Source organism: Oceanibacterium hippocampi (genome assembly GCF_900172325.1).
Taxonomy (GTDB): domain Bacteria; phylum Pseudomonadota; class Alphaproteobacteria; order Sneathiellales; family Sneathiellaceae; genus Oceanibacterium; species Oceanibacterium hippocampi.
The window spans coordinates 2,017,793-2,041,400 of record NZ_FWFR01000001.1; the positions used below are offsets into that span (position 1 = coordinate 2,017,793).

Below are 23,608 nucleotides of genomic sequence, written 5' to 3' on the forward strand. Positions count from 1 at the left end.
GCGAATCGCTTTTGGCGCCCCGCGGCTCTCGTGCTATGGGTGAATCATGAAGCGCTATGCCAATCAGTGCGTGATCCTGTTCGGCGGCATCGCCCACAGCTACGCCCATCTCTTCACCCTCCTGTTCGCCACCGTCGTGCTGGGGATGGAGGGGATGTGGGGGCTGAGCTATGCCGAGCTGTTCGCGCTCGCGGTGCCGGCGACGGTGATGTTCGGGGTCGGCGCGCTGCCGGCCGGCTGGATCGCCGACCGCTGGAGCGCGACCGGCATGATCGTCGTCTTCTTTCTCGGCATTGGCGCCTCGGCGGTCATCGTCGGCCTCGCCGACAGCCCGTTCCAGGTCGCGGCCGGGCTGACCCTGCTTGGCACCTTCGCCTCGATCTATCACCCGGTCGGGATTCCCTGGCTGGTCGCCCATGCGGCGAATCCGGGCCGCGCGCTCGGGATTTCCGGGGTCTTCGGCTCGCTCGGGACGGCCGGCGCGGCGCTGGTCGCCGGCTTCCTCGTCGCCCATGGCGGCTGGCGCATCGCCTTCCTGGTCCCGGGCGCCGTGGCGCTCGGCTCCGGCGTGCTGTTCCTGCTCGCCGACCGCTCCGGCTGGTTCGACGCGACCCGGCATGCGGCAGCGTCCTCCGCGCCGGTCTCGAAGGGCGATACGCGGCGCGTCTTCGCCGTGCTTGCGGTCACCGTGCTCTGTTCCGGGCTAATCTTCCAGTCGACAGCCTTCGCGCTGCCGAAGATCTTCGAGGAGCGGCTGAGCGATTTCGTCAACGGCAACGTGCTCGGGATCGGCGGTCTCGTCACCGCCTGCTATCTTCTGAGCGCGCTCACCCAGATCATCGGCGGCGAACTGGCCGACCGCTACTCGCTGCGCAGCATCTACTGGTCGGTGCAACTCCTCCAGCTGCCGGTGATCGCGGTCGCCTTCATGCTGCACAATCCGGCGCTGGTCGCGGTCGCGGCGCTGATGATCGGTTTCAACGTCGCCGGCCAGCCGGCCGAGAACGCGCTGCTTGCCCGTCATACGCCGGAAGCCTGGCGGGGCAGGGCCTTCGGGGCCAAGTTCGTGCTGACGCTGGGCGTCAGCGCCCTCGGCGTGGCGCTGATCCCGGTGATCCATGCCATGACCGGGCGGCTCGACTACCTGTTCATCGCACTGTTCGCCTTCGCGGCGATCGCCGCCCTGGCCGCCTATCGCCTGCCGCGCCCGGCCGCGATCCCCGCCGCGGTCCCGGCCGAATAGGGTTCGCGCTTTTTCCGCGACGGATTCCCGGCCCGCCATCGTTGAAGTTCCTGTAGACCCCCTTCTGCAAGGAGACGACGATGCACCCGAAAACACTTGCCCTAGTCCTCGCCGCGACCCTCGCGCTGCCGCTTGCCGCGACCTCCGCGATTGCCCATGGCCATATGGGCGGCCACAAGGGTGGGCACGGCTGGGCCAAGGCGGCGATGACCGCGGCGGATGCCGACAAGGACGGCAAGGTCACGCTCGAGGAAGCCAAGGCGCTCGGCGCCGAGCGCTTCAAGGCCGCCGACGCGGACGGCGACGGCAACATGACGCCGGAGGAATTCGCCAATTATGTCGAGCAGCGCCGGGCCGAACGCATGAAGCGGCATTTCGATCGCCAGGACCTGAACGGCGACGGCGTGATCTCCGAAAGCGAGTTCGCCGACCTCGCGACCATGCGCTTCGGCCGCATGGACCGGAACCGCGACGGCGTGCTGAGTGCCGAGGATGCCCGTCGGCACGGCATGAAGAACATGAAGGAGATGCACGAGAAGCATCACCCGGACGACTCGAAGTCCGAATAGGCCGCCCTGTTTTCCCGTTGCCCGCATGTCAGGTTATGCCGACAGGATGGACGCGCTAGAATCCGCCGCGATGGCGGACCGACAGCCCGAGGATCCCGGAACGCGGGAAAGCGACGACGCGAGAGCGAGCGACGCGGCGCTGATGCGCCGTGTCGCCGCCGGCGATCAGGCGGCCTCGCGTGCCCTCGTCATGGCCGAGCTGCCGCGCATTCATGCCCTGGCGACACGCCTGCTGGGCGACAGCCACGAGGCCGAGGATGTCAGCCAGGAAGCCTTCCTGAGGCTCTGGAAACAGGCGGCGGACTGGCGGCCGGAGGCCCGTGTCGGGACATGGCTTTACCGGGTGGCACGCAATCTCTGCGTCGACCGGATGCGGCGGCGGGGCAGCGAGGCGGCCCGGCCCGGTGACGACGACGGCACGCTTGAACGGCTTGCCGATCCGGCGCCGGACCCGGCCGAACGCTATCGCCAGGGCGAACTCGGCCGCGAGATCGATGCCGCGCTCGGCCGGCTCCCGGAACGTCAGGCAAGCGCGATGCATCTGGTACATTATCTCGAGTTCGGCAATATCGAGGCGGCGAAGGCGATGCAGGTCAGCGTCGAGGCATTGGAATCGCTGCTCTCGCGGGCCCGGCGAACGCTTCGGGACAGGCTCGGCCATCTGCGTGACGAGTTCGGTCCGGACCGGGACCGGGAAGGCCGCGAGGGCGGACGCAAAGGAGACAGGACATGACCGACAGGAGCGGCAGCGACGATTCCGCCATGGCGGCCGGACAACTCCGGCGCGTGATCGAGCTGCTGGACGCCTATGGTGCCGATCCGGCCCGCTGGCCGGCTGCCGAGCGCGGCCTGGCCCGCCTGCTGGAGTCCGGCCAGCCGACCGTGGAGGCTCATCGCGCGGCGGCGGCACGTCTCGACCGTCGACTCGACGAGGCGGCATTCTTCGCGCCTGGTCCGGCCCCGTCAGCCGCGCTCTACGGTGCCGTTCTGGCGCGTGCGCCGGGGGCCCGGTTCGGCACCCGTCTGGCGGCGCTGTGGCCCTTCGGTCCGATCTGGCGACCGGCCGCGGGCCTGCTCATGGCGGCACTGCTCGGCCTCACGATCGGCGTTGCCAGTCCGCCGGCGAGCGACGAAGGCGTCGTCTATGTCACGGCCGCCGCCGATCTCGAGACCCTGGCCTATGGCGGGCTTGCTTCGTGGGAGGATAACTGATGCCCGGTCCGAAGACCCGCTACCTGGCAGTGGCCCTGGTGCTCTCGGTTGCCGTCAACCTGCTGCTCGGCGGCCTCGCGGCCGGTCACTGGCTGCGGGCCCACGACCATGGCGACCGGCACCGCGGCGGGCCGCATTTCCTGGAACGGCTGGAAAGCAAGCTGGACGGGAAGGATCGGCAGGCGCTCGACAGGCTGCAGGCGGTGCGCGATCCGGTCGTCGATGAACGGATCGATGCCCTGCGCGCGGCGCGGCGCGATTTCCAGGCGGCCCTTGCCGCCGAGCCCTTCGACCGGGCGACGGTCGCCGCCGCGCAGGCAGAGATGCGCGCACGATCGCTGGCCGCCCAGCAGGCGATCCACGAAACCATGCTCGACGTCATGGAGGTGCTCAGTCCGGAAGGACGCGAGCTCTATCGTGAAACAATGACGCGGCCGCGCCGGCATGGCGGGCCGCGTCCCTGATCGACCGGTTCGGTCGTCGTCCCGTCAGGTCTTCGCGAGTGCCTGGTCGAGATCGGCGATGATGTCGTCGACCGCTTCCAGCCCGATCGAGAGCCGGACCACGTCCGGCCCGGCGCCGGCGGCGGCGAGCTGCTCCTCGGAAAGCTGCCGATGGGTGGTCGAGGCGGGGTGGATGATCAGGCTCCGCACGTCGCCGATATTGGCGAGATGAGAGAACAGCTCGACATTCTCGACCAGCTTCACGCCGGCCTCGTAGCCGCCCTTGACGCCGAAGGTGAAGACCGCCCCGGCGCCGCGCGGCAGGTACTGTCTGGCCAGCTTGTTGTAACGATCGCCCGGCAGGCCGGCATAGTTGACCCAGGCGACCTTGTCATGGCCGGCGAGGTGCTTCGCCACCGTCAGGGCATTGCTGCAATGCCGGTCCATGCGCAGGCTCAGCGTCTCGATCCCGTTCAGGATCAGGAAGGCGTTGAAGGGCGACAGCGCCGGGCCGAGGTCACGCAGGCTGAGCGCGCGGGCGGCGATGCCGAAGGCCATGTCGCCGAAGGTCTCGTGAAAGACCATGCCGTGATAGGCCGGGCTCGGCTTCGAGATGGCCGGGAACTTGTCGGAAGCCGACCAGTCGAAGCGGCCGGCCTCGACGATTATGCCGCCGATCGTGGTGCCGTTGCCGCACAGGAACTTGGTCAGCGAATGGACGACGATATCGGCGCCGTGATCGATCGGCCGGCACAGGTAGGGGGTCGCCAGCGTGTTGTCGACGATCAGCGGGACGCCGCCGCCGTGGGCGACCGCGGCGATCGCGGCGATGTCGGAGACCACGCCGCCCGGATTGGCCAGGCTCTCGATGAACACCGCCCGCGTGCGGTCGGTGAGCGCCTTGCGGATATTCTCGGGATCGTCCACGTCGACGAAGGTGACCTTCCAGCCGAATTTCCGGAACGAGACCGAAAGCTGCGTGATCGAGCCGCCGTAGAGCCGGTTGGAGGCGATGATCTCGTCGCCCGGTTCCATCAGCACGTGGAACGCGACCATCTGCGCGGCGTGGCCCGAGGCGACGGCGAGCGCGGTGCGGCCGCCTTCGAGAGCGGCGAGCCGTTCCTCCAGCACCGCGTTGGTCGGGTTGGTCAGGCGGGAATAGATGTTCCCGAATTCCTGCAGGTTGAAGAGCGAGGCGGCGTGATCGACGTCGTCGAAGACGAAGGACGCGGTCTGGTAAATCGGCGTCGCCCGCGAACCCGTCGTCGGGTCGGGCGCCGCGCCCGCATGAATGGCCAGTGTGTCGAAGCCTGGTGCCTTGTCCGCGCTCATCTTTCGATCCTTTTTCTTCGTTTGCTTGATATGACGTTGCTGTTGACCCCGAGCCAGCCGATCTCGCCGTTCAGGCGACCGAACTCGATTTTCGGGCAGCGGTTCATGACGACCTTCAGACCGGCAGCCTCGACGAGGCGCGCGGCCTCGTCATTGATGACGCCGAGCTGCATCCACAGGATCTTCGCGCCGATCCGGATCGCATCCTCGGCGATCGGCACCATGGCGTCGGAATTGCGAAAGCAATCGACCATGTCGACCGGCTCCGGGATGTCGCCAAGCGTGGCATAGACCGTCTCGCCCAGGATCTCGCCGCCGGCCTGTCCCGGATTGACTGGGATCACCTTGTAGCCGCGCTTCTGCAGGTACTTCATGGCGAAATGGCTCGGCCGCTTCCAGTTGGCCGATGCGCCGACCATGGCGATCGTCCGTGTCGTGCCGAGAATGTCGCGGATATAGTCGTCCGCGTAGGATTCGTGATTCATCGCAATGTCCTCAGCGGCCTTCCCAGCGGGGCGGGCGCTTCTCGAGAAAGGCCGAGATCCCTTCGCCGGCGTCGCGTGCCAGCATGTTCCGGGTCATCACCTCGCTGGCATAGTCATAGGCGTCGCTGACGCCGAGTTCCAGCTGGCGATAGAAGGCTTCCTTGCCGATCTTGAGCGTGAGCGGCGATTTCTCCGCGATCTGCCGGGCAAGCGCCAGCGTCTCGTCTTCCAGCCTCGCGGCTTCGACGACCCGGTTGACCAGGCCGAAGTCCCGCGCCGTGGCCGCGTCGATCATGTCGCCGGTCAGCAGCATTTCCATCGCCTGCTTGCGGCCGACATTGCGCGACAGCGCGACCATCGGCGTCGAGCAGAACAGGCCGATATTGACGCCCGGCGTGGCGAAGCGCGCGTCCGCCGCGGCGACCGCGAGGTCGCAGCTCGCGACAAGCTGGCAACCCGCCGCCGTGGCCGTTCCCTGGACGCGGGCGATGACCGGCTTCGGATGGCGGAGCACCGCCAGCATCATGTCGCTGCATTGCCGGAACAGGGTCCGGTAGCCGTCGACCCCCTCGATGGCGCGGACCTCGGCGAGGTCGTGGCCGGCGGAGAAGGCGGTGCCGCTGGCGGCGATGACGACGACCCGGACGCTGTCGTCCGCTTCGAGGTCCCGCAGGGCGTCGTGGATTGCCGCGATCAGCGCGCCCGAAAGCGCATTTCTCTGGCGCGGGCGATTGAGCGTCAGGGTCGCGATGCCGTCGCGGTTGTCGCGCAGGAGGCTCTCTTCATTCTGGGCGGTCGGCACGGCGGACCCTCTCGGCTGGTGGCGGCAGGGTTGCGCTCGGATCGCGAAATCGGCGGAGCGTCGCCCTGCGCGCAATATAGCGCCTGGCCGAAACCGATCAACGCCGCCGCCGCACAGCTTCCCGAACCGGTGAATCTGTAAATTATTGTAACAGTACGCGTGGCTCGCTGCGGCAAGGGTCTTCTAACATACTGAAAAATATGGAACATTACTCTGGCACGGGACTTGCTAACGAGATGGGCGAGTAGTTCGGGTGCAGTTTGCCCCTCACGTTGAAACGAATTTTTCCCGTATTCGGAGAGTACAATGAACTGGTTGAAATCTGGTCTCGCCGCCGCCGGCCTCGTCGCCGGTCTCGCCTTCGCCGGCACGGCCTCGGCCACGGTGAGCTTCGATCTCGCCGGCGCGCCTGCGTCCAGTGTGACGATCAGCAATCACAGCTGCATCGGTCTCGGCTGCACGACCCCGACCGCCTCGATCCTCGGCTCGCTCGACAGCCAGGTCTTCGATCTCGAGGTCGGCGAAAGCAAGTCCGTCAACTTCTTCGACATCTCGGTCGGTGGCTTCCTCTCGGCCGGCTCCTTTGACGTTGCCGCGACGCTCGCCTTCGATGCGCCTTCGGTCGCCGGCGGCGCCGGTTCCGGCAGCGGCGGCTATGCGACGTTCCTCGGTGTCGTCTCTGGCGGTGTTCTGACCTGGGATACGCAGCCGGGCACGCTGACCGATGCCGACGGCAACATGTTCTCGGTGGTCTTCAGCAACATCCTCGAGGGTGGCCTGGGCAACACCGCGACCGTCAAGGCGACGATCAAGCTGCTCCAGGAAGCGGAAGTTCCGGAGCCGGCCGCGCTGGGCCTGCTTGGCCTCGGCCTGCTCGGTCTCGGCATCGCGCGTCGCCGCAAGGCCGCGTAACACAGCCGACATCGGTTGATGAGACGGCGGCGCCCCTGGCGCCGCCGTTTTCGTTTCTGCCATGCGGCGCCCCTGGCGCCGCCGCTCTCGTATTTCGACTTGAAGCGATCCACCCCGCGAGAATGTAAAGATTCCCAACAGTTTTACGGGACCTCGCAACCGCCATCGCGCCAAGTTGTTGATTTTCCACGCATCGAGTCTTGGCACGCAATTTGCTGATATTCAGGGCATGAGGTGGCGAGCGCATCGCCCTTCGACCGAATTCTGAACCGATTTATTGTCAGGGAGAATGTCATGAACTGGATGAAAACTGGCCTCGCCACCGCCGGCCTCGTCGCCGGCCTCGCCTTCGCCGGAACGGCTTCCGCCACGGTAAGCTTCGATCTCGCCGGCGCGCCCGCGTCCAGTGTCACCATCAGCAATCACAGCTGCATCGGTCTCGGCTGCACCGCGCCGACCGCCTCGATCCTCGCCTCGCTCGACAGCGAAGTCTTCGATCTGGAAGTCGGCGATAGCAAGACCGTCAACTTCTTCAAGATCTCCGTTTCCGGCTTCCTTACCGGCGGAACCGCCGACATCGCGGCCACCCTTGCCTTCGACGCGCCGACCGGTACCGGCGGCGCCACCGGCTCGGGCAACGGCTCCTACGCGACCTTCCTGGGTCTGATCTCGGGCGGCACCGTGACCTGGACGACCCAGCCGGGCACGCTGACCGACTCCGACGGCAATTCCTTCTCGGTGGTCTTCAGCAACATCCTCGAGGGTGGCCTGGGCAACAGCACCAAGGTCAAGGCGACGATCACCCTGCTTGAGGAAGCGGAAGTTCCGGAGCCGGCCGCGCTCGGCCTGCTCGGCCTCGGCCTGCTCGGTCTCGGCATCGCGCGTCGCCGCAAGGCCGCGTAACACAGCCGACATCGGTTACGGAGACGGCGGCGCCCCTGGTGCCGCCGTTTTCTTTTCTGCCATGCGGCGCCCCTGGCGCCGCCATTCTCGTTTCTGCCATGCGCGGCGCCCCTGGCGCCGCCGCTCTCGTTTCTGCTCTGCCATGCGGCGCCCCTGGCGCCGCCGCTCTCGTTTCTGCCATGGGGCCGCCGTCTCCCTTTCCCGTTCCGCGATCCACGTCGGGCTTGGCCCGAACGGGGCGGGCTCGCTATAACGACCTTGCAGGCGTGATGTAAGGGAGTAACCGGCGTGGCGGTGATGGACGTCAAGATGCTCGAACGCTTCATGCGCGAGCAGTTTCCCCAGATGGATCACATGGGCATGCGGATCGAGGCGGCGGGCGGTCGCTCGGCTCGGATCCACCTGCCGGTCGACAATCGCCACCTGCGGCCGGGCGGCACCATTTCCGGCCCGACGATGATGGCGTTGTCCGATTGCGCGATGTATCTGGCGATCCTGGCCGAACTCGGGCCGGTGGCGCTCGCGGTCACGAGCAACCTCAACATCTCCTTCCTGCGCAAGCCGCCGGCCGGCGATATCGTCGCCGAGGCGCGCATTCTCAAGCTCGGCCGGCGACTGGCCACGGGGACGGTGGAGATCCACAGCGTCGGCGATCCGGACGCGGTCGCCTTCGCGACCCTCACCTACGCGATCCCGGCGGCGGGGGCGGCGGCCTGAAGCGGACCGGCGGGGGTTCTTCGGGATCGGTCCGAAATTGCGGTATCATGATACCGCGACGATAAACCATTTGAAACTATGCGCTATTTCGCTTGACGGCGCGCGAAGGCGACGCGTATATAGCGCCGCAACAAGGGGTCGCTCGCGGCCCCTTCGCGTCTTTCAACAGGCACAACCGCCAAATGGGGTCCCCATGAAGACCTATTCAGCGAAGCCCGGCGACATCGAGCGCAAATGGCTTCTGATCGACGCCGAGGACGTGGTCCTCGGTCGTCTCGCCGTGATCGTCGCCGATCGCCTCCGTGGCAAGCACAAGGCCATGTATACCCCGCATATGGATTGCGGCGATCATGTCATCGTGGTCAATGCGGACAAGATCCGGCTAACCGGCCGCAAGCGGACCGACAAGGTCTACTATCGCCACACCGGCCATCCCGGCGGCATCAAGAGCACGACCCCGGAGAAGATCCTGGAAGGGAAATTCCCGGAGCGGGTCGTGCTGAAGGCGGTACAGCGGATGATCCCGCGCGGTCCGCTCGGCCGTGACCAGTTCGGCAAGCTTCGCGTCTATGCCGGCGCCGAACATCCGCACGAGGCCCAGCAGCCCGAGGTCCTCGACCTCGGTGCGCTGAACGCGAAGAACAAGAGGAGTGCCTGAGCATGGCCGATGAAGCACAGTCGCTCGAGGACCTGAAGGGTCTGACCGGCGTCGAAGGCGAGGCGACGGTGGCTGACGAAGCCGTCACCTACGAGCCGAAGATCGATCCGCAGGGCCGTTCCTATGCCACCGGCAAGCGCAAGGACGCGGTCGCCCGCGTCTGGATCAAGCCGGGCTCCGGCCGGGTCACCGTCAACGGCCGCGACCAGGAAGTCTATTTCGCCCGTCCGGTGCTGCGCATGCTGCTCAACCAGCCGTTCGAGATCGCCGGCCGCAACGGCCAGTATGACGTGGTCTGCACCGTCAAGGGCGGCGGGCTGTCCGGCCAGGCCGGCGCGGTCCGTCACGGCATCTCCAAGGCGCTGACGCATTACGAGCCGACGCTCCGCGGCGCGCTGAAGGCGGAGGGCTTCCTCACCCGCGACGCGCGTACCGTCGAGCGGAAGAAGTACGGCCGCGCCAAGGCCCGCCGTTCCTTCCAGTTCTCGAAGCGCTGAGGCCGGTCCTCAACGATCCTTCGGGGTTATCGGGAAAAGCGCAGCCTCCGGGCTGCGCTTTCTTCGTTCGGGAGCCTGTCTCCGGCCGCCTCAGTCCGGCAGGCCGGCGAGGCGCAGGTCGGCGACGACCCGCTCGACCCCGAGACCGTTCGCGAACAGGTAGCGTTCCTGCAGCGTCGCCAGCCGGGTGTCGGGCGCGATCTCGAGCAGCCGGCGGACGGTCGCTCGCGCTTCCTCAGCCCGGCCGAGCCTGACCAGGCAGAGTGCCAGCGTCGTCAGGCCGGGCGAGAAGACGGGATTGGCCTCCAGCGCCCGGCGGGCACAGGCCAGCGCCGCGTCATGTTCGCCCGAGGCCAGGTGGGCCGCGGCCAGTGCGCTTTCGGGGATATGGCGCAGCGGGTCGAACGGGCTGAGCCGGAGCGAAAGCCGGGCGTGCTCGGCGCTGGTGTCGGGGCGGCCGAGGATCATGTTCACCAGGGCGCCGACATTGTGCGCGATGGCCGAGCTCGGGTTGCGCTCCAGCGCGCGTTCGACCATCACCAGCGCGCTTTCATGGCGTTGGCCGAGGGCGCTGAACGCCAGCGCGGCTAGGGCGAGCGCGGTGGAATCGTCGGTCCTCGCCGCCGCGACCGCTTCCGCGTGTTCGAGCGCCGCCAGCCGGTCGGCCGGCGCCCGACCGCCCCAGAGATAGCGTTGCTGCAGGCAGAAGGCGGCGACGCCATGCGCTTCCGCATAGCCCGGATCGAGGGCGATTGCCTGTTCGAGCAGCGACAGCCCGGCATCGCGGCTGGCCGGCGTGAAGATATAGGATTGTTCCAGCCCGCGCAGATAGAGATCGTAGGCGTCGAGATTGTCCGGGCGCTTGCGCTTGGCCCGCTCGATCTCGGCCTGGCGCACCGAGGGCTCGATGGCGGCGACGACGCCCGCCGTGATCCGGTCCTGCAGGTCGAAGACGTCGTCGAGGGCGCCCGAGAAGCGATCGGCCCAGAGATGGCCGCCGCTTTCCGCCTCGATAAGCTGGGCGGAGATGCGCACGTTGTTGCCGGACTTGCGGACACTGCCCTCGACCACGTAGCGGACCGCGAGTTCCCGGCCGACCAGGCGGATGTCGGATGACTTGCCCTTGTAGGCGAAGCTCGAATTGCGGGCGATCACGGTCAGCCAGCGGAGCCGCGCGAGGCCGGTGATGATCTCGTCCACCATGCCGTCGGCGAAATAGTCCTGGTCCGGATCGCCGCTCATGTTGGTGAACGGCAGGACGGCGATTGACGGCCTCTCCGACTGTGGCAACGGCGCGGCCGCTGCGGTGGCGGCCGCGGCCGGTGCCGCCGCCCCGTCGCGGGCCCAGCGCCAGGCCCGCACGGGCCGGTCGAAATTCTTGAGCATCCGGTCGCCGAGATCGGCGAAGACAAGCCCGCTCCGATCGCGGATCTGTTCGTGAACCGAGTCCGAGATGCAGATGCCGCCGGGCTCGGCGATGCCCTCGAGCCTGGACGCGACGTTCACGCCGTCGCCCTGCAGGTCATCGCCGTCTACCACCACGTCGCCGAGATTGACGCCGACGCGGAACCGGATCGGCGCCGTCGCGGTCCCCGGGGCGCAGCGTTCGGCCAGCGCCTGCTGGATCTCGACGGCCGCGCGGACAGCCTCGACCACGCTCGGGAAGACCGCGAGAAGGCCGTCGCCCATCAGCTTGAAGATCCGCCCGTCATGCCCGGTTATCACCGGATCGATGATCCCGTTGCGCAGGTCGCCGAGCGCGGCGAGCGTCGCCTCCTCGTCGGCGCGGACGAGCCGGGAATAGCCGACCACGTCGGCGGCCAGGATCGCCGCCAATCGCCTTGCAACGCGCGCCGTGGCCATGCCGACCGCTTTCCTTGCCCGGGTCCCGGCGCGAGTCTATGCGGGGCGGGCAGGGGAGTCCATCGACGCCGGATGGCGATCGCGCCTTGACGCAGCGGCGCGCCGTTGGCTTATTGGCGGCGGCGTCTCACGCTTCGTCGGGACGCCGCTTTTGATGGAAGAGGATCAAGGTCGTGTCGATCGGCGGAAACAGGCTCAATGTCGGCGTGCTCGGCGCCTCGGGCTATACCGGGGCGGAACTGCTCAGGCTCCTGGTCACCCATGACGGCGTGAACATCGCCGCGCTGACCGCCGACCGACGCGCCGGCCAGCCGATCGAGGCGGTCTTTCCCCATCTCGGCGGTCTCGGCCTGCCGACGCTGGTCGCCAACGACGAGGTCGACTGGTCGGCCATGGATGTCGCCTTCTGCTGCCTGCCGCACGGCACCACGCAGGAGATCATCGCCGCGCTGCCGGAACATCTGAAGATCGTCGACCTGTCGGCTGACTTCCGGCTCCGCGACATCGCCACCTACGCGGAATGGTACGGCCACGAGCACCGGGCGCCGGCGCTGCAAAGCGATGCCGTCTACGGGCTCACCGAGGCCTACCGGGACGAGATCGCGCGGGCCCGGCTGGTCGCCGCGCCGGGCTGCTATCCGACCGGGGCGCTGCTGCCGCTGATTCCGCTGCTCGAGGCCGGGCAGATCGTCATCGACGAGATCACGATCGATGCCAAGTCGGGCACCACCGGCGCCGGGCGCGCGGCGAAGGAGGGGATGCTGTTCTCCGAGGTCGGCGAGGGCTTCAGCGCCTATGGCATCGCCGGTCATCGTCACATGCCGGAGATGGAGCAGGAACTGAGCGTTGCCGCGGGCCAGCCGGTCACCATCGGCTTCACGCCGCACCTGGTGCCGATGAGCCGGGGCATTCTCTCGACGATCTACGTGCGTCTCCGGGACGGGGCGAGTGCCGACGACCTGCGCGCCACGCTCGACGCGCGCTACGCGGACGAGCCCTTCGTGCGCGTCCTGCCGGCGGGCTTCGCGCCCGCGACCCAGCATGTCCGGGGCTCCAACCATTGCCTGATCGGCGTCCATGCGGATCGCCGGCCGGGCCGGGCGGTACTGGTCTCGGCGATCGACAACCTGACCAAGGGATCCTCCGGCCAGGCGGTGCAGGACATGAACATCATGTATGGCCTCGACGAACGCCGCGGCCTCGGCCAGGCGCCGCTGTTCCCGTGAGCGGCGGGACGGATGCGGCCCCGGTGCCGTCGCCGCTGATCCTGCCGTGGCGCGGCAAGCGCCCGCTCATCGCCGCCGATGCCTTCATCGCGCCGTCGGCGAACATCATCGGCGATGTCGAGATCGGCGCCGGGTCGAGCGTCTGGTTCAACGTCGTGATCCGCGCCGACGTGCACTATGTCCGGATCGGCGCCAACAGCAACGTCCAGGACGGCAGCGTCATCCACGTCACGACCGATCGCCATCCGACGATCATCGGCGACAACGTGCTGGTCGGCCATCTCTGCATGCTGCACGGCTGCCGGATCGAGGATGGCGGCTTCGTCGGCATGAACGCGACGGTGATGGACGATGCCGTCGTCGAAAGCGGCGCCATGGTCGCCGCGGGCTCCCTGGTCACGCCGGGCACGCGGGTCGAGGCGGGCGGCCTATGGGGCGGCCGTCCGGCGAAGCGGCTGCGCGACCTGCGGCCCGAGGAGATCGCCAACCTGACCTCCGGCGCCGAGCATTACGCCGAACTCGCGGCCCGCTACCGGGACCAGCTCGGCTGACCCCCCGGCTTCCTGTGCCGGGTGACTCGCTTCCGCTCGCGGACCTCTCACAGTGAAGTGAGAGGAGTTGAGAAGACCGCGCCCGATGGGCCTTCTAGGATTCCGGGCATGGTTTTCTCATCGCGGGAGGCGTCGGATGCACGGATTTCGGAACAAATTGCTCACCACCACCTTCATTCCCCTGATCGCGGGGCTGGGCGGAGTCGTTGCCGTCGCCGCGATCGGTCCGCAGGCGATCGCCGCCGGGCAGGACCGCGCGGCCAATCCGCCGGCGGCGGCCCGTCCGGCCGATGCCGGCGCGCGGTCGCTCCTGGTCGCTGCGGCCTGCAACCCCTGCGCGGCGAAGAGCGCCTGTAACCCCTGCGCGGCAAAGAACCCCTGTGCCGCGAAGAACGCCTGCAACCCCTGTGCGGCGAAGAACCCCTGCGCCGCCTCGGCCTGCAATCCGTGCAATCCATGCGCGGCCGGCGGTGCTGCCGTCTCGGCGGCCTGCAACGTGCCGCGCCTGATGAAGGCGGCGCTCGCCAACCCGTGCGCGGCGAAGAATCCCTGTGCGGCGAAGGGGGCCTGCAATCCGTGCGCGGCGAAGGGCGCCTGCAATCCCTGCGCGGCGAAGAATCCCTGTGCCGCGTCGGCCTGCAACCCGTGCAATCCCTGCGCGGCGGCGGAAGAGGTCGAGATCAGCAATGCCGAGGCGGTCGCGGTTTACGACTGCCTGCGGGCGGAAATGAAGGCCGGCTATGTCAAGTCGGGCGATGCGGTCGCGGTGCAGTACACGTCCTGGAAGAATTTCTCCATCGCGCCCTATCCCTCGGCGACCCATGGCGGACGCTTCGTCAACAACTACGCCAACGGGGTCGGCCAGGAGGCCTACGGCAAGTACGAGGATGTCGGCACCATGCCGGCCGGATCGGTGCTGGCCAAGGACAGCTTCACCGTCATGCCGGACGGCAAGGTCGCGGCCGGGCCGCTTTTCCTGATGGAGAAGATGCCGGCCGGTTTCAACGCGGCGAGCCATGACTGGAAATATTCCATGATCATGCCGACCGGCCAGGTCGCCGGCGTGACCAACGGCGCGGGCAGCCAGACCGTGCAGTTCTGTTACGAATGCCACGTCGCGATGGAGGACCAGGATGACTTGTTCTTCATGCCGGAAGAGATGCGTGTAAACTGAATGGGGCGGTTCGGCCGGTCCGGGCGACAGGCCCGGGCCGGCGACCCCGCCGACAGGAGGCGCCCGATGCGCTCTGTGCGCGGAAGTGTCGGTTACTGGGCTCTCGTACTCGCGGCCTCTGTTTTCCTGGCCGGCTTCGCAAGTCTTGCCGTGGCCCAGGACGATGACGCGGCCTTCGGGATCCATGAGCATTTCAGGCTGGACGATCCGGCAGATCTCGACGATGCGGCGGCGGAGGCGATCTACCGCGAACTCGTCGACGACCTCGCCGAACGGTATGGCCGTTCGGAGGATGCGACGGCCCGCGACTACCGCGACTGGCGGCGCTTCAACCGGGCGCCATACCGTTCCGCCACCCATGGCGAGCGTTTCGTCAACAATTACGGCAACGGGATCGCCGAGGGGCCCTATGCCCGGGCCGAGCGCGGGGTGGCCATGCCGGCCGGCTCCGTGCTGGCGAAGGACAGCTTCTCCGTGACCGCCGACGGGACGGTGCTGCCGAGCGCCTTCTTCATCATGGAGAAGATGGCGCCGGGCTTCGCGCCGAAGAACGGTGACTGGCGCTACGCGATGATCCTGCCCGACGGCTCGGTGCTCGGCGATACAAACGGCGACAACGGCGCCGAGATGCGCTTCTGCGCCGACTGTCACGTGGCCCGCAAGGCCTACGACTACCTCTTCTTCATGCCGAAACGCGTCCGCCAGGTCGACTGACGGCCACGCCGGGCGACGGCGAAAAACGACGCCGGGTCGTTCAACGGATCCGGAAAAGGCGATATCGTCGCCGCTTCGGGCGCTCATCCGGGCCGGCCCGTCACCCTCTATTGTCCGTGAACCGATGACAGAACGGCGCGCCATTCTCTGCCTGGCCCTTGGCCAGACCATCTTCTGGGCTGGGACATTCTACCTGTTCCCGGCCCTGCTGCTGCGCTGGGAAAGCGCGCTCGGCTGGTCGAAGACGACGCTGACCGGTGCCTTCGCCGGTGCCGTCGTGGTCTCGGCGCTGTGTTCGCCGATTGCCGGGCGGCTGATCGATCGCGGCCGGGGCCCGGCGATGATGGCCTTGTCGGGGCTTGCCGGCGCGCTGCTGATCGGATCGCTGGCGCTTGCCGGAGAGGTCTGGCAGTTCGTCGCGATCTGGCTGCTGATCGGTATCGCGATGTCGGGGTCACTCTACGAACCCTGTTTCGCGCTTGTGACGCGCGCCTCGGGCGAACTCGCGCGGCGCCGGATCACCCTGATCACCCTGATCGCCGGTTTTGCCGGCACGCTTTCCTTCCCGCTCAACCATGTCGTCGCGGAATGGGGCGGCTGGCCGGCGGCGGTGCTGGTTTTCGCCGCCCTGATGGCGCTGATCGGCGTGCCCGCGACCTGGCTCGGCGCCCGTTACCTCGAGGCGGGCCGACCGGCGGACGCGGATTCCCTGCCGCTCACGGCGGAGGAGGCGGCCGCCCGGCCATTCCTGCGGCGGCCGGCCTTCTGGCTGCTGGCCGCCGCCTTCTCGCTGCTGGTCATGACGCATAGCGTCATATTGAGCCACCTGCTGCCGATCCTTGCCGACCGGGGGCTGGCTGTCTCGCAGGCGGTGTTGGCCGCCTCGATGATCGGGCCGATGCAGGTCGCCGGGCGGCTCGCCGTGGTCGCCTTCGAGCGCCATATCGGCACCCGGTCCATCACCGTCGCCTGCTTCCTCGCGGTCGTCGTCGGCGTGCTCTGCCTGATCGGCGCGGTGGCCGTACCGTTCCTGGTGGCGTTGTTCGTGCTGCTGCACGGCAGCGGCTTCGGCGTCACCAGCATCATGAAGCCGGTGACGACCCGCGATATCCTGGGCTCGCGCAATTTCGGCATGATGAACGGCGCGCTTGCCGTGCCCTACCTGACCGCGGCGGCGCTGGCGCCCTTCGTCGGATCGCTGATCTGGGAGGCGGGCGGCTACACCCTCGTCCTCGAGGTCGTTACGGCGACCGCGCTCGCCGGGCTGGTCTGCTACCTGCTGGCCAGCCGTGCGCCGGCCGTCAGCGGACCTTGACGTAGGATCCCGGCGCGTCCTCGATCGCCTTCAGGCCACCTTCGCCCGGGATCCGGGCCGGCACCTTCGGCCCCGACTTGCGCGACAGCCAGCGGTCCCAGTCCTCCCACCAGGAGCCCGGCTTCTCGGTCGCGTCGGCGAGCCACTCCTCGGCCGTCGCGTATTTCTTGCGGCTGTCGTTGATCCAGTGCTGGTACTTCTTCGCCGACGGCGGGTTGATGACGCCGGCGATGTGGCCGGAACCGGCGAGCATGAAGCGGACCGGGCCGGAATAGAGCCCGGTCGCCCGGAAGACCGAGGTATAGGGCGCGATATGGTCTTCCTTGCTGGCCTGCAGGTAAATCGGGATCCTGATCTTGCCGAGGTCGATCGGCACGCCTTCGATCTCCAGCGCGCCCGGTTTCGACAGCAGGTTCTTCTGGTACATGTTGCGCAGATAGTAGGAATGCAGCTCCTTCGGCATCCGCGTGGCGTCCGCGTTCCAGAACAGCAGGTCGAAGGGGAAGGGGTCCTTGCCGAGCAGGTAGTTGTTGACCACGAACGACCAGATCAGGTCGTTGGCGCGCAACATGTTGAAGGTCGAGGCCATCGCCGAGGCGTCGAGATAGCCCTGCTCCTTCATCTGCTCCTCGATGGCGCGGATCTGTTCCTCGTCGATGAAGACCGATAGCTCGCCCGGTTCCGAGAAATCGACCTGTGCGGCGAAGAAGGTGCAGGCGGTGATCCGTTTCTGCTCGGTCGCCGCCAGGTAGGCGAGCGTCGTCGCCATCAGCGTGCCGCCGATGCAGTAGCCGATCGCCGTCACTTCCTTCTCGCCGATCGCTTCCTCGATGGCGTCGAGCGCCGCCAGGATGCCGCCCTTCATGTAGTCGGCGAAGCTGCGCTCGGCGAGCGCCGTGTCCGGATTGACCCAGGAGATGACGAACACGGTGTAGCCCTGGTCGGCGGCCCAGCGGATGAAGGAATTGTCGGCCCGGAGATCGAGGATGTAGAACTTGTTGATCCAGGGCGGCACGATCAGCAACGGCTTCCTGTAGACCTTCTCGGTCCGCGGGGCATATTGCAGGAGCTGCATCAGTTCGTTCTGGTAGATGACCTTGCCTTCGGTCACGGCGACATTCTCGCCGATCCGGAAGGCTTCCATGTCGGTCATCTTGATGTTGAGCTTTCCGGTCCCCCGGTCGAGATCCCCGAGCAGGTTGTCGAGCCCCTTGACCAGGTTCTCGCCGTTGCTCTCGAGGGTCGCCTTGAGCACCTCGGGGTTGGTCATGACGAAGTTTGTCGGGGCCATCGCATCGACGAACTGCCGGGTATAGAAATCGACCTTCTTGGCGGTCTTCTCGTCCAGCCCCTCGACATTGTTGACCGTGTTCTGCATCCAGCGCGCGGTGAGCAGGTAGGACTGCTTGATGAAGTCGAAGATCTGGTTCTCGTCCCATTCCGGGTTCCGGAAGCGCTTGTCGCCCTTGGCCGGTTCCGCAACCGCCTCGGCCTCGCCGCCGAGCATGCGGTTGGCGGTCTGCTGCCAGAGTTCCAGGTAGCTCGTCCAGAGACCGAACTGGGCCTCGAAGATCCGGCTCGGATCGGCCATCATCTTAGTGGTCATCTCGAGGAAGGCGCCGCCGATATTGAGGGGATCGCTGGCGCTGTCGCCGCGGGCCTGTTGACGCTCGAGGAACTCGGTTACAAGTTCCTGGCTCTTGGCCGCAATCTTCACCATATTGCGTGAAAATTCACCGGGGTCGGGAAGCTGGAAATTCTCGCCTAGGTTTTGGCTCACCCTCAAGCTCCTTTTGACGGTCCTGGATACAAAGGGTCTGGCCCTATCGCTCCGCCGTCAATTATATAATTCTCGCCATTGGCGTAATGAAGTCCGCCCGGGTCGCCGGGCCGGCAACATTTCGAGTAGTATTGCCGGGCAAAGGGTGTCCCCGCAGCCCCGCGAGAGGAACGAACGATGCGAATGACCTTGCGACAGGAACCCGACGCGGCCGTGTCCCGCAGCCGGATCGGCGCCTATCCGGCCATGTTCGCCCTGACCATTCTGCTGGGCGCCTGCTCGTATGTTCCCGACTGGGCCAACCCGGTTGCGATTTACGACAATATCACAACCGACGGGCCGGAAGTTGCCGATGCGGAGGCCGATGCGAGCGTGCCCGGCGAATCGAAGGAGTTCCCGGATCTCCGCTCGGTGCCCGAGCGGCCGGCCGAGACCTCGACGGCGGCCGAACGCCGCACGCTTGCCGAGGGCCTGGTCGCCGATCGCGACAATGCCCGTTACACGGACGAGGTGCTGCGTGCCGATACGGAGGCCGCCGTTGCCGGATCGAAGCCGGCCAGCCGGATGGCGGAAACGCCGGCCGCACAGCAGCAGTTGCCAGAGGTGACCGCGCCGAGGCCCGCCGCCCTGCAGGACCTGCCCGCCGCCGCGCCGCAGATGCCGGTCGCGACCGACACCCTGGCCGCGCCGCGCAGCCCGACGCCGATGATCAGCCAGATGGCAGGCAGCGGCACAGCCGCCGCGACGACAGCGACCGCCGGCGCTGCCGCCACGGCCGCGACGACGGCCGCGGGGACAGCCGCGACGACCGCAGCGGCCGCGGGCTCGGTCGTGCCGGCCGCCCCGACGCCACCGCAGGTGGCGCCGCCGGTCGGCGGCAGGGCCATTGCGCCGCCGCCCGTGACGGCGCCGTCGATGCCGCCGGCCCCGACCACGGTCGCGCGCGCGCCGTCAGCCCCGAGCTATCCCGCGGCGCAGCCGCAAGCCACGGCGCCGACGCAGGCGCCGGCCGTGAGCGCGACAGGGAACGTGCTCGAGGACGTCTACAACAGCCAGCTCGCCGCGTCGTCGGCGGGCGCGACCACGCTGCCGCCCAATATCGCCTTCGACCCGAACCGCGCGACGGTCCCGGGTGGCGCCCAGGCTCCGGCGAGCTTCGCCTTCGACGCCGGGGCGACGGCCGGTGCGGCCTCGGGCTCGTCCGACGGCGGTTCCTGGCCGGGCAATCCGGAAGCGGTGATCAAGTTCGGCGACGGATCGACCCGGCTCGGCAACGGCGACCGTGCCAGGATCGCGGTGGTCGCGGAAAAGCTCGGCCAGTATGCCGGTTACGTGCGGGTCGTCGGCCATGCCTCCAGTCGGACCCGGAACATGTCGATCGAAGAGCACATGATGGTCAATTTCAGGATGTCGATGGCGCGTGCCCGCGCCGTCGCCCAGGTCCTGGCCGAGGCGGGCGTCGATCCGGCGCGCATCCTGATCGAGGCCAAGGGCGATTCCGAGCCGGTCTATTACGAAGCCATGCCGAGCGGCGAGGCGGAAAATCGCCGTGTTGAAATCTTCTTCGACTAACGGCTTGGAAGGAATGGCCGTTTTCGGCTAGAAAACGGCTCCCGACGAGGTTGTCGCGTGCCGGCCGCAGGGACCGGAACCGTCGGGCCACGGCCGGCCCGGCCCCGAACTGGAACAGATCCATGGACGTCGACTTTCACCGTATCAAGCGCCTGCCGCCCTATGTCTTCGAAGAGGTCAACCGCATGAAGGCGGCGGCCCGGGCGCGCGGCGAGGACATCATCGATTTCGGCATGGGCAATCCGGACGCGGCGACGCCTGCCCATATCGTCGAAAAGCTGGTCGAGACCGTGCGCGACGGCCGCACGCACCGCTATTCGACCAGCCGCGGCATTCCGGGCCTCCGGCGCGCCAACGCGGCCTATTACGCGCGCCGCTTCGGCGTCGAGATCGACCCCGACAGCGAGACCATTGTCACGCTCGGCTCGAAGGAGGGACTTGCCAACCTGGCGATGGCGATCACCGGTCCCGGCGACGTCATCCTGGTGCCGAACCCGAGCTACCCGATCCATCCCTACGGCTTCATGATCGCCGGCGGCGTGATCCGCCACGTGGAGATCGGCCCGAACACCGACTTCCTTGCCAATATCGAGCGCGCGGCGCGCCATTGCGTGCCGGCGCCGGTCGCGCTGGTGATCAATTTCCCGTCGAACCCGACGGCGATGACGGTCGATCTCGACTATTACGCCGAACTGGTCGATTTCGCCCGGCGCCGCAATCTCTACATCCTCTCCGACGTCGCCTATGCCGAGATCTATTTCGGCGCCCCGCCGCCCTCGATCCTGCAGGTGCCCGGCGCGCGCGACGTTGCCGTCGAATTCACCTCGCTCTCCAAGACCTATTCGATGCCGGGCTGGCGGATCGGCTTCGCGACCGGCAACAAGGCGCTGATCGCGGCCCTGACCCGCATCAAGTCCTATCTCGACTACGGCGCCTTCACGCCGATCCAGGTGGCCGCGACGGCGGCGCTGAACGGCCCGCAGGATTGCGTCGCCGAGGCCCGCAACCGCTACCGGGAGCGCCGCGACGTGCTGATCCAGGGGCTGGCCGCTGCCGGCTGGGACGTGCCGTCGCCCGAGGCGACGATGTTCGCCTGGGCGCCGATCCCGGAACCGTTCCGTCATCTCGGCAGCCTCGAATTCTCCAAGCTGCTGCTGCGCGAATGCGGGGTCGCGGTCGCCCCGGGGCTCGGCTTCGGCGAATATGGCGACGACCATGTCCGCATCGCGCTGGTCGAGAACGAGCAGCGCATCCGGCAGGCGTGCCGCAGCATCAGGCGATTTCTCGGCTCCGGCGGGACGGGGACGACCTCTGACAGGGAACGGGTACTGGCGTCGTGACGAAAACGGTAGGGGTAGGGATCGCCGGCCTCGGCACGGTCGGTGCCGGGGTCGTGGAACTGTTGCGGAAGAACGGCGACCGGATCGCCCGGCGCTGCGGCAGCAGGATCGAGGTTGCCGCCGTCTCGGCGCGCGACCGGGCCCGCGACCGGGGCGTCGATCTCGCGGGCGTGACCTGGCATGACGACGCGGCGGCGCTGGCCGCCGACCCGGCGGTCGATATCGTGCTCGAGCTGATCGGCGGCTCCGACGGCATCGCCCGGGCCGTGATCGACGCGGCGATCGCCGCCGGCAAGCCGGTGGTCACCGCCAACAAGGCGCTGCTCGCGCTGCACGGCTCGGAGATCGCCGAGGCGGCCGAGGCGGCCGGTATCGCGCTCGCCTACGAGGCCGCCGTCGCCGGTGGCATTCCAATCGTCAAGGCGATGCGGGAAGGGCTGGCGGCGAACCGCATCAGCCGCGTCTACGGCATTCTGAACGGGACCTGCAACTATATCCTGACCGAGATGGCGGCGAGCGGCCGGGACTTCAACGACATCCTGGCCGATGCCCAGCGGCTCGGCTTTGCCGAGGCCGATCCGACCTTCGACGTCGAGGGCATCGATGCCGCGCACAAGTTGGCGATCCTGACCAGCATCGCCTTCGGTTCGGCGGTCAATTTCGAGGCCGTCCATATCGAGGGAATCGCCAATGTCGCGGCGACCGACATCGCCTATGCCCGCGAGCTCGGCTACGTGATCAAGCTGCTCGCGATCGCCCGGCAGACGCCGAACGGGATCGAGCAGCGGGTCCATCCCTGCATGGTGCCGGCCGAGGCGGCGATCGCCAAGATCGACGGCGTGTTCAACGCGGTGGTGGCCGACGGCGATTTCGTCGACAGCACCGTCTATGTCGGGCGCGGCGCCGGCGCCGGGCCGACCGCGTCGGCCGTGGTCGCCGACGTGATCGACATCGTGGCCGGACGCCAGGCGCCGATCTTCGGCGTGCCGAGCGCCGACATGAGCCGCTTCGAGGCGGTGCCGATGGCCCGCCATGTCGGTTGCTACTATGTCCGCCTCGTGGTTTATGACCGGCCGGGCGTGATCGCCGAGATTTCCGCCGTGCTCCGCGACGAGCGGATCTCGATCGACAGCCTGCTGCAGCGCGGCCGTTCGGAGAACGAGCCGGTCCCTGTGGTGATGCTGACGCACGAGACGGAGGAGGCGGCGATGCTGCGCGCGCTGGAGGCCTTCCGGCGGATCGAGAGCGTGATCGAGCCGCCGCGCATCATTCGTATCGAAGAGTTTTGAACTGAAATGCCGACTTCCCGGACGGGAAGCGGCCGGGAGAGGGAAGAGAACATGTCTGTATCGCCACTGGGCCGCAATCTGACCCTTGAGATCGTGCGGGTGACCGAGGCCGCCGCCCGGGCCGCCCACGCCCAGGTCGGGTTTGGCGACGAGAAGGCGGCCGACCAGGCCGCCGTCGACGCCATGCGGACCGCGCTCAACTCGGTCAATATCCGGGGCACGGTGGTGATCGGCGAAGGCGAGCGCGACGAGGCGCCGATGCTCTATATCGGCGAGGAGGTCGGCACCGGCGAGGGGCCCGAGGTCGACATCGCCCTCGACCCGCTGGAGGGCACCACGCTGACCGCCAAGGCCGGGCCGAACGCGCTTGCCGTGATCGCGGTCGCCGAGAAGGGGCATTTCCTCAACTCGCCGGACGTCTACATGGAGAAGATCGCCGTCGGCGGCGGCCTGCCGGAAGGGGTCGTCGATCTCGATCGCTCGCCGGCCGAGAACATGCGCGCGCTCGCCAAGGCCAAGGGCGTCGAGGTCGGCGACCTGACGGCCTGCATCCTCGACCGGCCGCGCCACGGCGACATGATCGCGTCGGTGCGCGAGACCGGCGCCCGGGTCAAGCTGATCAGCGACGGCGATGTCGCCGGGGTCATCTGGACCTCCGACCCCGAGACCCAGATCGACATCTACATGGGTATCGGCGGCGCCCCGGAGGGCGTGCTCGCCGCCGCCGCGCTGCATTGCATCGGCGGCCAGATGCAGGGCCGTCTGGTGTTCCGCAACGATGACGAGCGCGGCCGCGCGCACCGCATCGGGATCACCGACCTCGACCGCAAGTACAGCCGCGAGGAACTCGCTTCCGGCGACGTGATCTTCGCCGCCACCGGGGTCACCGACGGCTCCATGCTCAAGGGCGTGCGGCGCGACAACGGCTTCGTCTATACCGACACCCTGGTCATGCGCTCGATCTCGGGCACCGTGCGCTGGATCAAGGCGAGGCAGAAGATCTGAGGTGCC

Annotated in this window: 24 protein-coding genes; 19 read left to right on the forward strand and 5 right to left on the reverse strand. The window is 67.8% G+C overall.

The window, feature by feature from the left end; all coding sequences use genetic code 11:
• The first annotated feature begins 46 nt into the window (after nucleotides 1-46).
• From OCH7691_RS09600 to OCH7691_RS09620, 5 genes are all read left to right on the forward strand, one after another.
• Nucleotides 47-1,243 carry an MFS transporter gene (locus tag OCH7691_RS09600; RefSeq protein ID WP_085883151.1) on the forward strand — a complete coding sequence of 399 codons (1,197 nt, stop codon included), beginning with the start codon at nucleotides 47-49 and terminating at the stop codon, nucleotides 1,241-1,243.
• Between the two features lie 80 nt (nucleotides 1,244-1,323).
• The gene (locus OCH7691_RS09605) at nucleotides 1,324-1,812 is read left to right on the forward strand and encodes an EF-hand domain-containing protein (RefSeq protein ID WP_085883152.1); all 489 of its coding nucleotides are present in this window, start codon (nucleotides 1,324-1,326) and stop codon (nucleotides 1,810-1,812) included.
• The gene (locus OCH7691_RS09610) at nucleotides 1,784-2,545 is read left to right on the forward strand and encodes an RNA polymerase sigma factor (RefSeq protein WP_370853112.1); all 762 of its coding nucleotides are present in this window, start codon (nucleotides 1,784-1,786) and stop codon (nucleotides 2,543-2,545) included. Before OCH7691_RS09605 ends, OCH7691_RS09610 begins: the two co-directional genes overlap by 29 nt.
• Nucleotides 2,542-3,024 (forward strand): hypothetical protein, encoded by a 483-nt coding sequence (locus OCH7691_RS09615; protein WP_085883154.1) that lies wholly within the window; start codon nucleotides 2,542-2,544, stop codon nucleotides 3,022-3,024. Before OCH7691_RS09610 ends, OCH7691_RS09615 begins: the two co-directional genes overlap by 4 nt.
• Complete coding sequence (locus OCH7691_RS09620; RefSeq protein ID WP_085883155.1) at nucleotides 3,024-3,488, forward strand: periplasmic heavy metal sensor; 465 nt, start codon at nucleotides 3,024-3,026, stop codon at nucleotides 3,486-3,488. Before OCH7691_RS09615 ends, OCH7691_RS09620 begins: the two co-directional genes overlap by 1 nt.
• A 24-nt stretch (nucleotides 3,489-3,512) precedes the next feature.
• On the opposite strand, the gene OCH7691_RS09625 is transcribed toward OCH7691_RS09620, so the two are convergent.
• Genes OCH7691_RS09625 through OCH7691_RS09635 form a run of 3 tightly spaced genes read right to left on the reverse strand, consistent with a single transcriptional unit; the run spans nucleotide 3,513 to nucleotide 6,086 of the window.
• Complete coding sequence (locus OCH7691_RS09625; protein WP_085883156.1) at nucleotides 3,513-4,799, reverse strand: O-acetylhomoserine aminocarboxypropyltransferase; 1,287 nt, start codon at nucleotides 4,797-4,799, stop codon at nucleotides 3,513-3,515.
• Nucleotides 4,796-5,284 (reverse strand): CoA-binding protein, encoded by a 489-nt coding sequence (locus OCH7691_RS09630; RefSeq protein WP_085883157.1) that lies wholly within the window; start codon nucleotides 5,282-5,284, stop codon nucleotides 4,796-4,798. The genes OCH7691_RS09625 and OCH7691_RS09630 overlap by 4 nt, the downstream gene beginning before the upstream one ends.
• 10 nt (nucleotides 5,285-5,294) lie before the next feature.
• Entirely contained in the window at nucleotides 5,295-6,086 is a 792-nt protein-coding gene (locus OCH7691_RS09635) for an enoyl-CoA hydratase (protein WP_085883158.1), read from the reverse strand.
• Nucleotides 6,087-6,392: 306 nt separating this feature from the next.
• On the opposite strand from OCH7691_RS09635, the gene OCH7691_RS09640 reads away from it, so the two are divergent.
• The 5 genes from OCH7691_RS09640 (at nucleotide 6,393) to rpsI (ending at nucleotide 9,773) form a co-directional block, all read left to right on the forward strand.
• Nucleotides 6,393-6,998: a PEP-CTERM sorting domain-containing protein gene (locus tag OCH7691_RS09640; protein WP_085883159.1), complete on the forward strand. Its 606-nt coding sequence runs from the start codon at nucleotides 6,393-6,395 to the stop codon at nucleotides 6,996-6,998.
• A gap of 294 nt (nucleotides 6,999-7,292) precedes the next feature.
• On the forward strand, nucleotides 7,293-7,901 hold the full coding sequence (locus tag OCH7691_RS09645; RefSeq protein WP_085883160.1) for a PEP-CTERM sorting domain-containing protein: 609 nt from the start codon (nucleotides 7,293-7,295) through the stop codon (nucleotides 7,899-7,901).
• Nucleotides 7,902-8,198: 297 nt separating this feature from the next.
• A complete protein-coding gene (locus OCH7691_RS09650; RefSeq protein WP_085883161.1) occupies nucleotides 8,199-8,618 on the forward strand; it encodes a PaaI family thioesterase in 420 nt (139 codons plus the stop codon).
• 193 nt (nucleotides 8,619-8,811) lie between these two features.
• Nucleotides 8,812-9,276, forward strand: a complete 465-nt coding sequence (rplM, locus tag OCH7691_RS09655) for a 50S ribosomal protein L13 (protein ID WP_085883162.1) — start codon at nucleotides 8,812-8,814, stop codon at nucleotides 9,274-9,276.
• Between the two features lie 2 nt (nucleotides 9,277-9,278).
• The gene (gene rpsI / locus OCH7691_RS09660) at nucleotides 9,279-9,773 is read left to right on the forward strand and encodes a 30S ribosomal protein S9 (RefSeq protein WP_085883163.1); all 495 of its coding nucleotides are present in this window, start codon (nucleotides 9,279-9,281) and stop codon (nucleotides 9,771-9,773) included.
• 90 nt (nucleotides 9,774-9,863) lie between these two features.
• Here rpsI and OCH7691_RS09665 read toward each other — a convergent pair whose 3' ends face one another.
• Nucleotides 9,864-11,636, reverse strand: coding sequence for an adenylate/guanylate cyclase domain-containing protein (locus OCH7691_RS09665; RefSeq protein ID WP_085883164.1), 1,773 nt, complete (start codon nucleotides 11,634-11,636; stop codon nucleotides 9,864-9,866).
• 173 nt (nucleotides 11,637-11,809) lie between these two features.
• Here OCH7691_RS09665 and argC point away from each other — a divergent pair, with 173 nt between their 5' ends.
• From argC to OCH7691_RS09690, 5 genes are all read left to right on the forward strand, one after another.
• A complete protein-coding gene (argC, locus tag OCH7691_RS09670) occupies nucleotides 11,810-12,862 on the forward strand; it encodes an N-acetyl-gamma-glutamyl-phosphate reductase (RefSeq protein WP_085883165.1) in 1,053 nt (350 codons plus the stop codon).
• A complete protein-coding gene (locus tag OCH7691_RS09675) occupies nucleotides 12,859-13,413 on the forward strand; it encodes a gamma carbonic anhydrase family protein (protein WP_217807881.1) in 555 nt (184 codons plus the stop codon). The genes argC and OCH7691_RS09675 overlap by 4 nt, the downstream gene beginning before the upstream one ends.
• Before the next feature lie 136 nt (nucleotides 13,414-13,549).
• Entirely contained in the window at nucleotides 13,550-14,587 is a 1,038-nt protein-coding gene (locus OCH7691_RS09680) for a cytochrome P460 family protein (RefSeq protein WP_085883166.1), read from the forward strand.
• A gap of 66 nt (nucleotides 14,588-14,653) precedes the next feature.
• The gene (locus OCH7691_RS09685) at nucleotides 14,654-15,301 is read left to right on the forward strand and encodes a cytochrome P460 family protein (protein WP_176244980.1); all 648 of its coding nucleotides are present in this window, start codon (nucleotides 14,654-14,656) and stop codon (nucleotides 15,299-15,301) included.
• A 124-nt stretch (nucleotides 15,302-15,425) separates the two neighbouring features.
• Nucleotides 15,426-16,616, forward strand: coding sequence for an MFS transporter (locus tag OCH7691_RS09690; protein WP_085883168.1), 1,191 nt, complete (start codon nucleotides 15,426-15,428; stop codon nucleotides 16,614-16,616).
• Here the strand turns inward: OCH7691_RS09690 and OCH7691_RS09695 are convergent.
• Nucleotides 16,603-18,396, reverse strand: coding sequence for a PHA/PHB synthase family protein (locus tag OCH7691_RS09695; RefSeq protein WP_217807882.1), 1,794 nt, complete (start codon nucleotides 18,394-18,396; stop codon nucleotides 16,603-16,605). The two genes, OCH7691_RS09690 and OCH7691_RS09695, sit on opposite strands and share 14 nt — an antisense overlap.
• A 183-nt stretch (nucleotides 18,397-18,579) precedes the next feature.
• Between OCH7691_RS09695 and OCH7691_RS09700 the strand changes: the two genes are divergently transcribed.
• From OCH7691_RS09700 to glpX, 4 genes are all read left to right on the forward strand, one after another.
• Nucleotides 18,580-19,968 carry an OmpA family protein gene (locus OCH7691_RS09700; RefSeq protein ID WP_085883170.1) on the forward strand — a complete coding sequence of 463 codons (1,389 nt, stop codon included), beginning with the start codon at nucleotides 18,580-18,582 and terminating at the stop codon, nucleotides 19,966-19,968.
• 122 nt (nucleotides 19,969-20,090) lie between these two features.
• Nucleotides 20,091-21,308, forward strand: coding sequence for an LL-diaminopimelate aminotransferase (locus OCH7691_RS09705; RefSeq protein ID WP_085883171.1), 1,218 nt, complete (start codon nucleotides 20,091-20,093; stop codon nucleotides 21,306-21,308).
• A complete protein-coding gene (locus OCH7691_RS09710) occupies nucleotides 21,305-22,597 on the forward strand; it encodes a homoserine dehydrogenase (RefSeq protein ID WP_085883172.1) in 1,293 nt (430 codons plus the stop codon). The genes OCH7691_RS09705 and OCH7691_RS09710 overlap by 4 nt, the downstream gene beginning before the upstream one ends.
• A 51-nt stretch (nucleotides 22,598-22,648) precedes the next feature.
• Nucleotides 22,649-23,602, forward strand: coding sequence for a class II fructose-bisphosphatase (gene glpX, locus OCH7691_RS09715; protein WP_176244981.1), 954 nt, complete (start codon nucleotides 22,649-22,651; stop codon nucleotides 23,600-23,602).
• Nucleotides 23,603-23,608: the final 6 nt, after the last annotated feature.